An 11,832-nucleotide genomic window follows, 5' to 3' on the forward strand; every position below is an offset into this window, starting at 1 on the left:
CCGGCGTGCCCACCTTCAAGGAGGTCGGGCTCGAGCCGGTGAATCGCATGGCCTACTACGGCATCGTCGGCCCCAAGGGCCTGCCGCGGCCGATCGTCGATCGCGTGAACGATGCCGCCCGGAAGTCGCTCGCAGACGCGGGCGTGAGCAAGCGGATTGCCGACACCGGTTCGCTGGTGATCGGCAATTCGCCCGAGGACTTCGCCCGCCAGATCGCGGCCGAGTTCGAGGTCTACCGCAAGGTGGTGGCCCAGCAGAAGCTCACGATGGACTGAGCAGGCGCCGCGCGCCGGCCTCAGGCCGGCGCGAGCCCGGCATGCAGGCGGCGCAGCGCCTGCGCGCGGGGCAGCAGGGCCAGCACGGCCTCCAGCGCCGGGGTCTGGGGCCGGCCGAAGAGCATGAGTCGCGCCGGCAGCCCGAACTGCGGCATCTTCAGGCCATGCGCCGACACGCTCTGGCGGATGAGCGCGGCCAGCGCATCGCGCGTCCAGGGCACGGTCTCGGCGGCAACGGCGAACTCGCGCAGCGCAGCCGCTGCCGGAGCGGACAGCGCCGCCTGCAGTGCCTCGGAAACGCCGTGGGGCGCAAGGTAGAACATCATCGCGCTCTCGGCGAGTTCCTCGAGCGTGCCGCAGCGCTCCTTGAGCAGCCCGCAGACCGCGGCAAGATCCACCCCGCTGGCATCCGGATCGGCCACCCCGTGATCGTGCAGGCGCGGTGCCACCTCGGCGGCCAGCGCGGCATCATCGGTGGCCTTGATGTGGTGGTTGTTCAACCAGCGCAGCTTGTCGAAGTCGAAGCGCGCCGGCGAGCGGCTGATGTGGGCGCCATCGAACCAGGCCACGAACTGCTCGCGCGAGAACACCTCGGCATCGCCATGGCTCCAGCCCAGGCGGGCAAGGTAGTTGATCACCGCCTCGGGCAGGTAGCCGTCGGCCTGGTACTGCATCACCGACACCGCACCGTGCCGCTTGGAGAGCTTCTGGCCATCGGGGCCGTGGATCATGGGCACATGGCCATACCGCGGCAGCATGGCGCCCAGCGCCGCAAGAATGTTGATCTGGCGCGGCGTGTTGTTGACATGGTCGTCACCCCGGATGACGTGGGTGATGCGCATGTCCCAGTCATCGACCACCACGCAGAAGTTGTAGGTGGGCGTGCCGTCGGAGCGGGCGATGATCAGGTCGTCAAGCTCGGCATTGGCGATCTCGATCGGTCCCTTGACCAGATCATCCCAGGCGACCACGCCGTCGCGCGGGTTGCGAAACCGGATCACCGGCGGCACGCCTGGCGGCGGCTCGGGCAGTACGCGGCCGGGCTCGGGCCGCCAGCGGCCGTCATAGCGTGGCTTTTCGCCTCGCGCCTCCTGGCCGGCGCGCATGGCGTCGAGCTCCTCCCGGCTGCACCAGCACCGGTACGCGGTGCCGGCCTGCAGCATCTGCGCAATGACCTCGCGATACCGATCCATGCGGCGCATCTGGTAGAACGGACCTTCATCGGGCGTGAGCCCCAGCCACTGCATGCCGTCGAGAATGGCCTGCACCGCCTCGGGGGTGGAGCGCTCCACATCGGTGTCCTCGATGCGCAGGATGAAGGTGCCGCCGTGGTGCCGGGCGAAGGCCCAGGCATAGAGCGCGGTGCGCGCCCCGCCGATGTGCAGAAAGCCGGTGGGGCTGGGCGCAAAGCGCGTGCGAACCTGGGTGTGGGATCCGGTCATGGGGCGCGATTCTATCGAATGCCGGTCAGGAATCGCGGCCGCCCCGCTCTGTCGCCGGCGTGGGCGAACCGTCTGCCCGGCGCACGCCCGACGCGGCGCGCAGGAATAGGGTAAAAGCATCCCTCGTCACCGGGGAACCCACTTGAATCGACTGCATACGCTGCTGAAAGCCCTCGACCGCACGCTGCTCACCAGCATGCTGCGTGGCATCGAGAAGGAAGGGCTGCGGGTTGGCGCCGATGCGGTGCTCGCGCAGACCCCGCATCCCGCCGGCCTGGGCAGCGCCCTCACCCATCCGCACATCACCACCGACTTCAGCGAATCGCAGCTGGAGCTGATCACCGGGGTCCACACCACCGCCGAAGCCTGCGAGGCCGAGCTGGTGGAGATCCATCAGGCCGTCTGCAAGGAGCTGGGCGATGAGCTGATGTGGGGCGCGAGCATGCCCTGCCGGCTTCCGGCTCGGGACCGCGACATCCCGCTCGGGCGCTATGGCAGCTCCAATGTCGGCCGCTCCAAGACGGTCTACCGCAATGGCCTCGCGCACCGCTACGGACGGCGGATGCAGACCATCTCGGGCATCCACTACAACTTCTCGCTGCCGGCGGGCGCCTGGCCGGCCCTGCAGGCGGCCGAGGCCCGCGGCGGCAGCCTCGAGGCCTACCGCAACGCAGGCTACTTCTCGCTGATCCGCAACTTCCGCCGCCATTCCTGGCTGCTGCTGGTGCTGTTCGGCGCATCGCCGGCGGTCTCGCGCTGCTTCGTGGCCGGGCGCAGCCATGCGCTCGCCGCGTTGTCGGATGACAGCCTCTACCTGCCGCATGCCACCTCGCTGCGCATGGGGCCGCTCGGGTACCAGAGCGATGCGCAGTCGGCGCTGGCGGTGAGCTACAACAGCCTCGCCGGCTATGCCGCCTCGCTCAACCGCGCGCTCACCGAGCCTTATCCGCCCTATGAGGCGATCGGGGTGCGCGAGGGCGACGAGTACCGACAACTCTCCACCACCCTGCTGCAGATCGAGAACGAGTTCTACGGCAGCATCCGGCCCAAGCGGCGCATCCGTTCGGGCGAGCGCCCGCTCCACGCGCTGGGCGAGCGCGGGGTGGAGTATGTCGAGGTGCGCTGCATGGACATCGACCCCTTCCAGCCGGTGGGGATCGGCGCGGCCACCATGAAGTTCCTCGATGTCTTTCTGCTGCACTGCCTGCTGCAGGAGAGCCCGCCCGATTCGCCCGCCGAGATCGTCGCGCTGCTGGCCAACCAGCATCGCATCGCCGATCGCGGACGCGAGCCGGGCCTGAACCTGCGCCGTGGGGATGCCGAGATCGCGCTGAGCGACTGGGCCGCCCAGCTGCTTGCGGAATGCGCACCGATCGCGCAGGCGCTGGACGACGCCCATGGCGGCGCGGCCCATCGTGATGCGCTGGACGCCGCAGCCCGCGCCCTGCGTGCCCCCGACACCCTGCCCTCGGCGCGGGTGCTCGCGGGCATCGCGGCGCGGCCCGACCAGTCGTTCATCGGATTCGGGCTGGCGCAGACCCTCGCCCACCGCGCCGTGCTGGCCCGCCATCCCCAGGACCCGCAATGGGCCGCCCGCTGGCAGGCGATGGCCGCGGCCTCGCTGGAGGAGCAGCGCCGCATCGAGGCCGCCGACACCCTGCCCTTCGAGACCTACCGGGCGCGCTACATCGAACAGCCACTGATGAGCGGCGAGCAGTTCCGGCTGCCGGCCTGAACCGCTCGAGCGCGGGCCTGGCGCCGCCGCCGTTCAGCCGTGCCGTTCAGCCACGCCGGTCCGCCCGCGCCGGTCCGCCCGAGCGCGGCAGCGCCCGTTCAGCCGCACTCCCCCTGGTGCCCGCAGGCGGTGCAGAACAGGCAGCCGTCCTTGCGGATGTAGGCGCGGGTGCCACAGGCCGGGCAGGCAAAGCCGGGGATGACCGGCGAAGCGCTTGGCGCCTCGCCCTGACCGCTGCTCGATTGCGGCCGGGCCAGCGCCGCCACCCCGCCGATCGCGCAGCCCTCCGCGTCGAGCAGGCCGAGCACCCGGTAGCGGTGCAGGATGAGCGCGGCCAGGTAGGCCACCGTGCTCGGCCAAACCTGCTGGCGGCCTTCGCCGGGTACCGGCGCCCAGAACGAGCCATTGAGTTCGCCGAACGAGAGCAGCTTGCGCAGCTTCAGCCCCACCCAGCTGACATCGATCACCCGCATGTCGAGCGAGAGCAGCTTGCACAGGCCGTCGAGCACCCGCGGATAGTCGCCGGCCAGCCAGATCGAGTACGGCCGCCGAGAACCATCGGGCAGCTGCAGCTCCTTCACGCCGAGCACGAAGTCATCGCGGGTGGCCGGGTTGACGATGTCGGCGGTCCAGGAGAGCGTGCCCAGCGGGCCCGACTTGGGCTCGGCCCGGAACAGCATGGCATCGATCATCGGGGTGGCCGCATCGGGCGTGTCCTGGAAGACGCCCAGCTGCTCGCAGCGGTAGCGCACGATCTCGGCAAAGGCGGCGACCACGCCGGCTCGGGTCTGCAGCGCGCCATCGGGCGGAAACGGCAGCACCAGCGGCATGTCGTCCCGGGTGGCGGCGAGCGCGTCGAGCTTCAGGCGCAGCCAGGCCCGGTCGTTGGAGCGCATGTCCATCGACAGGGTCTTGGCGATGGCGCCCAGCCCGCGAGGCTGCTCGTTGCCATTCACCCAGGTCTCGAAGGGAACCGGGCGCGCGGCCTGCCCACCGGGTGGCGTCTCGTCGGTCTGGCCGATGAAGATCGCGAACGAGGCGCGCTGATCGACCGGCTCGACCAGGTAGGACCAGGCGAGGTTGCCCGCCGGCAGCGCGGGCCTGCCCGGCCAGCGCAGCGAGGCCAGGGCCGGCTGCGGCACCGACTCCAGGCGCAGGCGCCGATCGGCATCGTGCTGCAGATCCTGCGGCATGACCGGGCTGGGCGCGGGCGCGGCAGGCTGGCTCACGCTCAGCACCGAACCGAGCACGGCATTGGGACGATAGGTGGTGATGCCCTTGAGTCCGGCGCGCCAGGCCTCGAGGTAGAGCTCGCGAAAGTCCTCGTAGGGATAGTCCTCGGCGACATTGACCGTCTTGCTGATCGCCGAATCGACGAAGGGCTGGACCGCCGCGCTCATGCGCATGTGATCGAGCGCCGGGATCTCCATCGCCGACACGAAGTACGCCGGCAGCGCATCGGTGTTGCCGCCGAGGTGCCGGTACAGGCGCCAGGCATGGTCTTCGACCGCGTACTCGCGCCGCGAGCCGTCGGGCATGCGCTTGCGACGGGTGTAGGTGTAGGAGAAGGCCGGCTCGATGCCGCCGGAGGCGTTGCCGGCAAAGGCGATCGAGATGGTGCCGGTGGGCGCCACCGACATCAGGTGCGAGTTGCGGATGCCATGCGCGCGGATCGCCTCCTGGATGGGCTGCGGCAGGCGAGAGGCGGCATGCGGCTCGGCCAGATAGGCATCGGCCTGGAAGAGCGGGAAGGCGCCTCGCTCGCGGGCCAGTTCAACCGAGGCCGCGTAGGCGGTGTCACGCATCTCGCGGGCGAAGCGGGCCGCCATCTCGCGCCCGACATCGCTGTCGTAGCGCAGCCGCAGCATGGTCAGCGCATTGCCCAGGCCGGTGAAGCCCAGGCCGATGCGCCGCTTGGCCTGGGCCTCGCGCGCCTGCGCCGGCAGCGGCCACAGGGTGAGGTCGAGCACATTGTCGAGCGCGCGCACCGCCAGCCGCACCACGCCGCGATAGCGGTCCCAGTCGACCGCCGCGGCCTCGCTGAAGGGTTCGCTCACGAACCGGGTGAGGTTCAGCGATCCGAGATCGCAGCAGCCATAGGGCGGCAGCGCCTGCTCGCCGCAGGGATTGGTGGCGGCGATGGTCTCGCAGTAGGCAAGATTGTTGTCGCGATTGACCCGGTCGATGAAGATCACACCCGGCTCGGCGTGGTCATAGGTGGACCGCATGATCTGGTCCCACAGCGCGCGCGCCGGCACCTCGCGGTAGACCCACAGACCGTCGGCGCGCTGCCGGGCCTGGTCGCGCTCGAAGGGCGCGGCGCGATGCACCAGCGCGAAGGATGCGTCGGCCTGCACCGCCTGCATGAAGTCGTCGGTCACCGCCACCGAGGTGTTGAAGTTGGTGAGGGAGCCGTCACGCTTGGCGTGGATGAAGCCTTCGATGTCGGGATGGTCAATGCGCAGGACCGCCATCTGCGCGCCGCGACGCGCTCCGGCCGACTCGAGCGTCTCGCAGCTCTTGTCGAAGACCCTCATGTACGAGACCGGCCCCGAGGCCCGCGAGCGGGTGCCGGCCACCCAGGCGCCCGCCGGGCGGATGGCCGAGAAGTCGTAGCCCACGCCGCCGCCGCGGCGCATGGTCTCGGCGGCCTCCTGCAGGGCCGCGTAGATGCCGGGCGTGCCGTCGTCGGCATAGCCCCAGACCGCATCGCCGATGGGTTGCACGAAGCAGTTGATCAGCGTGGCGGCAATGCCGGTGCCGGCAGCCGAGTTGATCCGCCCCGCCGGGATGAAGCCGTTCTCCATGGCCCAGAGAAAGTCCGCCTGCCAGCGCTCGCGCTCGGCCACCGGCTCGAGCGAGGCCAGGGCCGCCGCCACGCGCCGGCGGATGTCCTGCGGGGTGCGCTCGTCGCCCTTGGCGTACTTCTCGAGGAGAACATCGAGGGAGACCTCCTGCTCGGGCAGGGCGGTGGCGACATCGTCGTGCTTCATGGGGGTTCCTGCAGACAAGGCGAAGACCGCGCGAGCGCGATCCGGGGCAGGGATTATCCCCCCCTCGACTTGGCTTGGCCAAACAATCGGCTATACTGCGGCCCTTCGTTCGGGCGGCTAGCTCAGCGGTAGAGCACTGCCTTCACACGGCAGGGGTCACAGGTTCGAACCCTGTGCCGCCCACCAGACAGCCCAGAAAAAACGGCGCCTCGCGGCGCCGTTTTTCTTTTCCGGCGCGGATCGCCATTTATCGGGAATCTTCATCCGGTACCCGAGGCGGACCCGATCCCGACCACCGGCGCCGCATCACAGATCAACGGCCAACCCGGAACGATGAACGGCAGCGTCCCTGACTCAAGCCCCGGCACCTGCTGCCGATACCTCGGGAAGGCGTGATGCGGCAATAGCGCGGGGTTCCAGACGGTCGTCGCACGCAACGACCGTCAGGCCATCGCACCCGCAACGCGGAATCACGCCGTTCAGGCGCCCTGGGGCGCATTCTCGCGGCAACCTGCCCGGAGGCAACATGCCCATCGATCTCAACCCGCTGAACGCCAGCCTGCTGGCTCAGTTGCCGGTGCCAACCGGCACCACGCCGGCATCCAGCACCAACCCGAACCCGATCACCGCGGCGCAAACCGTCAGCGGTCAGGCCACCCCCGCCGATCCGCTGCAGTCGGCGATCGTCACCCTCGGCGCCGGCAATGCGTCCGGGGCGGGGCTCTACAACGCCCAGGGCCTGGTCATCACCCCGGAGGAAGCGCAACTCAGCGCCAATCAAGACCCGGTGTCCTACTGGACCAATGCGCTCCCCACCAACCCGGCGATGCTGCCCACGCTCCTGCAGGAGCAGTCCAACCAGACCCTGATCAGCCTGATCGCGTAGCACCGGGCCCGGACCTCGCTGGGCCGCGACATCAGCCCCGGTGCCCGCCAGCGAGGCGCACGCGCTCAACTAAGGGCGCGCTGCGGCCGCGCGCTGGCTCTGCGCCCTCCGGATGATGCCGTTGTAGGCCTTGCCGGGATACGGCGGCATCTCGGCGAGCTTGTCGAAGCCCGGGATGGTCTCCATGTGCCGAACCATCCGCGCCCGCATCTCGCGATCGGGCAGCGGGCCGCGCAGCGCACCGATGTTCTCGGACTGATGCTCGGGATTGCTGGTGGCCGGGATCGCGCAGGTGATCGCCGGATGCGAGATCACCCACTTCAGGAAGAACTGCGCCCAGTTGCTCACGCCGATCTCCCGGGCGAAGTCGGGCAGCGGACGGCCTTCGACGATCTTGAACAGGCGCGCCTTCTCGAAGGGCATGTTCACCTGCACCGCGATGCCCTTGTCGAGCGCCGCCGGCAGGATGCGCTCCTCGGCCAGCCGGGTGTGGATGGAGTAATGCACCTGTACGAAGTCGACCTCGCCCCGCTCCACATACGGCGTGAGCGCGTTGAAGTAGGGCAGTTCGTGGTGAGTGACCCCGAAGTAGCGGATGCGCCCTTCCCGCTTCCAGTTGCGCAGCACCGGCAGGATCTGGTCGACATTGACCAGGCTGTGCACCTGCATGACATCGATGGTCTCGCGCCAGAGCCGCTGCATCGATTGCTCGAGGCTTCTGCGGGCATGGCTGTCATCGGCCAGGAACTCGCCGGTGGACCAGATCTTGTTGGTGATGAACATCTTGCGGGTGATGCCCATCGCGGCGGCGAAATCGCCCACGCTGATCTCGCCGGTGCCGTAAAGCGGCGAGGTGTCGATCACCTGCCCGCCGCCCTCCCAGAACCGGCGCATGATCTCGCCGATGTGCTCGCGCGCCTGCCCGGGCAGCAGGTCGAAGGTGAGATAGGTGCCCAGCCCGATCGCCGGAATGGTCTCACCGGTGCGCGGGATCTTGCGCAGGATCAGGTCACGCGGCTGGGCTGCGGTGCTGCCCGGCATCAGCAGCGAGAGCGGGCCGCCCAGCGCCATGGTGCCGGCACCGGCGCCAAGCGCCTGCAGCCATCCGCGACGGGGTGATGAAAGGGAAGGATCAGGCTGCGGCATGGTGGTCTCCGGGCGTGTGGTGGGAAGCAACCCGCATTCTCGGGCCACCCACCCTTTGCCTCAAGCCTGCATTCACAGGGTGACCGGATCCTCGGGGCCCTGAAGCCTGCGGGCTCCAAACAGCAGTCCGTCGTCATGGGCCAGCACGACCATGCCCATCGGCTGATCGAGATCCGCCGGTCCGATCTCGCCCAACAACCGACACATCAGCCGAACCCCGTCGTCGAGGTCGATCAGCCCGATGGCATAAGGCACTTCGGCCCGGAAGGCTTCCGGCGCCACATGGACACGCGTAAAGCTGTAGAGGCGGCCTCGCGGGCGAAGCGGCACCCAGTCGAGCTCGCGCCCCCAGCAGCCGCGGCACAGATTGCGTGGCGGGAAACCCAGCGCGCCGCAGGCGCGGCAACGAGTGGTGAGCAACTCGCCGCGGGCCAGACCCGACCAGAACGGGCGGTTGAACGCTGACACCCGGGGCGGAAAGGGCCGCGGCCCCGGAAGGCGGATCTGGGGCATCGGGCTCATGCCGAGCGCTCCAGCACATGCACCAGCGAGGCGTTGTACTTGCCGAGCTCGCAGACCGTCATTGCGAAGCGTGCATCGGGGACCTGACGCGGACCGGCCGTGCCGAGCAGCTGGGTGGCGGCCTCGGCCACATCATAGAGCGGGGTCACCTCGGGCGGATGCCCGCGAGACAAGGCGCCGCCACAGGTGTTCACCGGCTGGCGGCTGCCCAGCGCGGTGAACCCGTCGGCGGCGGCCTGCGCGCCGCGGCCCGGCGAAAACAGGCCGAGCGCCTCGCTGGCCAGCACCTCGACGATGGTGCATGGCGCGTAGAGCTGAAAGAGCGCCATGTCGGCGAGCGAGAGGCCGGCCTGCGCCAGCGCTCGGCGCGAGGCGCCGCGCAGCGTGGCGTAGTCGAGCGCGTCGGCCGGACGATCGGAGAGCTGGTGCAGGCCTTCATGTTCGAAGCCTCGTCCACGCACCAGCACATGAGGCCGGCCGCTTGCCCTGGCGATGTCCTCGGAGACGATGACCAGCGCGGCTGCGCCGTCGGCCCGCCCGGGCACCTCGAGCAGCCCCAGCGGCTCGACGATTGGCCGCGCTGCAAGCACCTCCTCGAGCGTGATGGGGGTGCGGTACTGGGCGAGCGGATTGAGCATGGCGTGGGCGCGGTTCTTGACCGCGACACTCGCCAGCGTCGCGCGGGGCACGCGGTGCTCGTGCAGGTAGCGCTGTGCGTCCATGGCGTACCAGGCGATCGGCACCGCGCCGAACACTGACTGATAGTCGACATCGCCGGTGAGCCGGATGCTGTAGTCGAGATGGCGTGCGGTGGGCACGCCGGTCTCGAAGTGCACCCCCACCGACAGCACGCAGTCGCTGCGCCCCGAGGTGACCTGATGCACCGCGGTGTCGAAGGCATGCCCGCCGGTCATGCCGTTGCCCAGCACCTGGATCACCGTGCCGGTGGCCCGGATGCCGAGATGCGCAGTGAGGAAGGTATGGAAGTAGCCCTGTCGGGTGTGATCCCCGGGATGGGCCACCACCACGCCGTCGAGGTGCTCGCGGCTCAGGCCGGCCATGGCCATGGCATCGAGCACCACGCCGGTGGCGAGTTCATGCTCCAGCGGCGGGTCGCCCTGCGTGACGCGCTGGTGCTGACCGATGGGCACCGCGGCGTGGCCGAGAATGGCCGCGCGCCGGGCGCTCACCAGCAGCTCCGACAGGCACGGCCTGTGTCGGCGGCGCGCATCAGGCGCGCGCCGGCCGGTAGCGGGCCAGCTCCATGCGGCCGATCTGGTTGCGGTGCACTTCGTCGGGCCCGTCGGCCAGGCGCAGCAGGCGCGCGGTGGCATAGGCCGAGGCGATGCCGTGGTCGTTGTTGGTGCCGCCACCGCCGAAGGCCTGGATGGTCCAGTCGATCACCTGACAGGCCATCTTGGGCGCGGCCACCTTGATCATGGCGATCTCGGCCTTGGCCGCCTTGTTGCCGACCTTGTCCATGCGCCAGGCCGCATTCAGCGTGAGCAGACGGGCCTGCTCGATCAGGATGCGGGCTTCGGCGATGCGCTCGACCGTCACGCCCTGCTCGGCCACCGGCTTGCCGAAAGCCACGCGGCTCAGGCTGCGGCGGCACATCAGCTCGAGCATGCGCTCGGCCAGACCGACCAGCCGCATGCAATGGTGGATGCGACCCGGACCGAGCCGGCCCTGCGCGATCTCGAAGCCCCGGCCCTCGCCGAGCAGCATGTTCGAGGCCGGCACCCGCACATTCTCGAACACCACCTCGGAGGCGCGATCGGGCACGCCGTAGAAGCCGAACACCGCGATCGGTCGCACCACCCGCACGCCGGGCGTGTCCATGGGCACGAGGATCATCGACTGCTGCAGGTGCCGGTTCGGGTTGTCCGGGTCGGTCTTGCCCATGAAGATGCAGATCCGGCAGCGCGGATCGGTGGCGTTGGTGGTGTACCACTTGCGACCGTTGATGATGTAGTCATCACCATCGCGCACGATGCTCGACTCGATGTTGGTGGCATCGCTCGAGGCCACGGCCGGTTCGGTCATGGCAAAGCAGGAGCGGATCTCACCCGCCAGCAGCGGGGCCAGCCAGCGCTCCTGGTGCTCGGGCGAGCCATAGCGGGCCAGCACCTCCATGTTGCCGGTGTCGGGCGCCGAGCAGTTGAAGACTTCGGGCGCCAGATGCGAGCGGCCCATGATCTCGCAGAGCGGCGCGTACTCGAAGTTGCTCAGCCCCGCGCCATGGCCGGACTCGGGCAGAAAGAGGTTCCACAGGCCTTCGCGGCGGGCGATCGGCTTGAGCTCCTCGACCACCGGCAGCACCTTCCAGGGACCGAGTTCCTCGGCCTCGCGATAGAAGCGGGCTTCATTGGGATAGATGTGGGTCTCCATGAACACGCGGATGCGTTGCTGGAGTTCCTGCACGCGAGCGGAAAATTCGAACATCGGGGCTCCGAAGACGGTGGGCGGCACAGATGGGCAGCACGGCGGCCCCGATCAGAACGGGCGCCGGCGCATGCGTGGCGGGCATGCCGAGGGCATCGGCCGGGAAGGCGTGCGGTACCGACCACGCGCTTCCGTTATCCGATGCTCGGGATCATTGTCCGCGATCGCATTGATTATTGTCAGGCCCGTCCTTTCAGAGCGAAGCCGCCCATGCACGACCGGAACACCGGAATCCACCCAAAGGGAACGGGCTTACCCGCGCCGACACCCAACCCGGGTGCGCGCCATGGCAACCGGACCTTCTTCGGACGGGGATGACGCCCTTCCCGCCCCAGGAGCAGCGCCGGGTGGTGAGCGGGCTGCAGGTGGGCATCTTCGTGGCCGCGCT

General features: G+C 69.4%; 9 protein-coding genes, 1 tRNA gene and 1 pseudogene. 4 read left to right on the top strand and 7 right to left on the bottom strand.

Annotated elements, in window-relative coordinates; all coding sequences use genetic code 11:
* Positions 1 to 275, top strand: a pseudogene (locus tag AC2H6A_RS13580) (ABC transporter substrate-binding protein); the annotation flags it as partial.
* A gap of 20 nt (positions 276 to 295) precedes the next feature.
* Here AC2H6A_RS13580 and gltX read toward each other — a convergent pair.
* Positions 296 to 1,717, bottom strand: a complete 1,422-nt coding sequence (gene gltX, locus AC2H6A_RS13585; RefSeq protein ID WP_484274136.1) for a glutamate--tRNA ligase — start codon at positions 1,715 to 1,717, stop codon at positions 296 to 298.
* Between the two features lie 142 nt (positions 1,718 to 1,859).
* On the opposite strand from gltX, the gene gshA reads away from it, so the two are divergent.
* The gene (gene gshA / locus AC2H6A_RS13590) at positions 1,860 to 3,452 is read left to right on the top strand and encodes a glutamate--cysteine ligase (RefSeq protein WP_484274137.1); all 1,593 of its coding nucleotides are present in this window, start codon (positions 1,860 to 1,862) and stop codon (positions 3,450 to 3,452) included.
* A 98-nt stretch (positions 3,453 to 3,550) separates the two neighbouring features.
* Here gshA and AC2H6A_RS13595 read toward each other — a convergent pair whose 3' ends face one another.
* Positions 3,551 to 6,445 carry an adenosylcobalamin-dependent ribonucleoside-diphosphate reductase gene (locus AC2H6A_RS13595; protein ID WP_484274138.1) on the bottom strand — a complete coding sequence of 965 codons (2,895 nt, stop codon included), beginning with the start codon at positions 6,443 to 6,445 and terminating at the stop codon, positions 3,551 to 3,553.
* 111 nt (positions 6,446 to 6,556) lie between these two features.
* Here AC2H6A_RS13595 and AC2H6A_RS13600 point away from each other — a divergent pair.
* Positions 6,557 to 6,631, top strand: a tRNA-Val gene (locus tag AC2H6A_RS13600).
* A 340-nt stretch (positions 6,632 to 6,971) separates the two neighbouring features.
* Complete coding sequence (locus AC2H6A_RS13605; protein WP_484274139.1) at positions 6,972 to 7,331, top strand: hypothetical protein; 360 nt, start codon at positions 6,972 to 6,974, stop codon at positions 7,329 to 7,331.
* A 69-nt stretch (positions 7,332 to 7,400) separates the two neighbouring features.
* Here AC2H6A_RS13605 and AC2H6A_RS13610 read toward each other — a convergent pair whose 3' ends face one another.
* The 5 genes from AC2H6A_RS13610 to AC2H6A_RS13630 form a co-directional block, all read right to left on the bottom strand.
* Positions 7,401 to 8,477, bottom strand: coding sequence for an aldo/keto reductase (locus tag AC2H6A_RS13610; RefSeq protein WP_484274140.1), 1,077 nt, complete (start codon positions 8,475 to 8,477; stop codon positions 7,401 to 7,403).
* Positions 8,478 to 8,549: 72 nt separating this feature from the next.
* A complete protein-coding gene (locus AC2H6A_RS13615) occupies positions 8,550 to 8,990 on the bottom strand; it encodes a Zn-ribbon domain-containing OB-fold protein (protein ID WP_484274141.1) in 441 nt (146 codons plus the stop codon).
* Between the two features lie 5 nt (positions 8,991 to 8,995).
* Positions 8,996 to 10,189, bottom strand: coding sequence for a thiolase family protein (locus AC2H6A_RS13620; protein ID WP_484274142.1), 1,194 nt, complete (start codon positions 10,187 to 10,189; stop codon positions 8,996 to 8,998).
* 40 nt (positions 10,190 to 10,229) lie between these two features.
* Positions 10,230 to 11,444, bottom strand: a complete 1,215-nt coding sequence (locus AC2H6A_RS13625; RefSeq protein WP_484274143.1) for an acyl-CoA dehydrogenase family protein — start codon at positions 11,442 to 11,444, stop codon at positions 10,230 to 10,232.
* Between the two features lie 179 nt (positions 11,445 to 11,623).
* Positions 11,624 to 11,832, bottom strand: a 209-nt coding sequence (locus tag AC2H6A_RS13630; protein ID WP_484274144.1) for a hypothetical protein, incomplete at its 5' end; no start/stop codon positions are given.

The sequence above is a fragment of the Quisquiliibacterium sp. genome, from assembly GCF_982640115.1.

What these genes read in the sequence shown, in the direction of transcription:
- AC2H6A_RS13595 (WP_484274138.1), bottom strand. Translation starts at nt 6,445, where the DNA reads ATGAAGCACGACGATGTCGCCACCGCCCTGCCCGAGCAGGAGGTCTCC.
- AC2H6A_RS13610 (WP_484274140.1), bottom strand. Translation starts at nt 8,477, where the DNA reads ATGCCGCAGCCTGATCCTTCCCTTTCATCACCCCGTCGCGGATGGCTG.
- AC2H6A_RS13615 (WP_484274141.1), bottom strand. Translation starts at nt 8,990, where the DNA reads ATGCCCCAGATCCGCCTTCCGGGGCCGCGGCCCTTTCCGCCCCGGGTG.
- AC2H6A_RS13605 (WP_484274139.1), top strand. Translation starts at nt 6,972, where the DNA reads ATGCCCATCGATCTCAACCCGCTGAACGCCAGCCTGCTGGCTCAGTTG.
- AC2H6A_RS13625 (WP_484274143.1), bottom strand. Translation starts at nt 11,444, where the DNA reads ATGTTCGAATTTTCCGCTCGCGTGCAGGAACTCCAGCAACGCATCCGC.
- gltX (WP_484274136.1), bottom strand. Translation starts at nt 1,717, where the DNA reads ATGACCGGATCCCACACCCAGGTTCGCACGCGCTTTGCGCCCAGCCCC.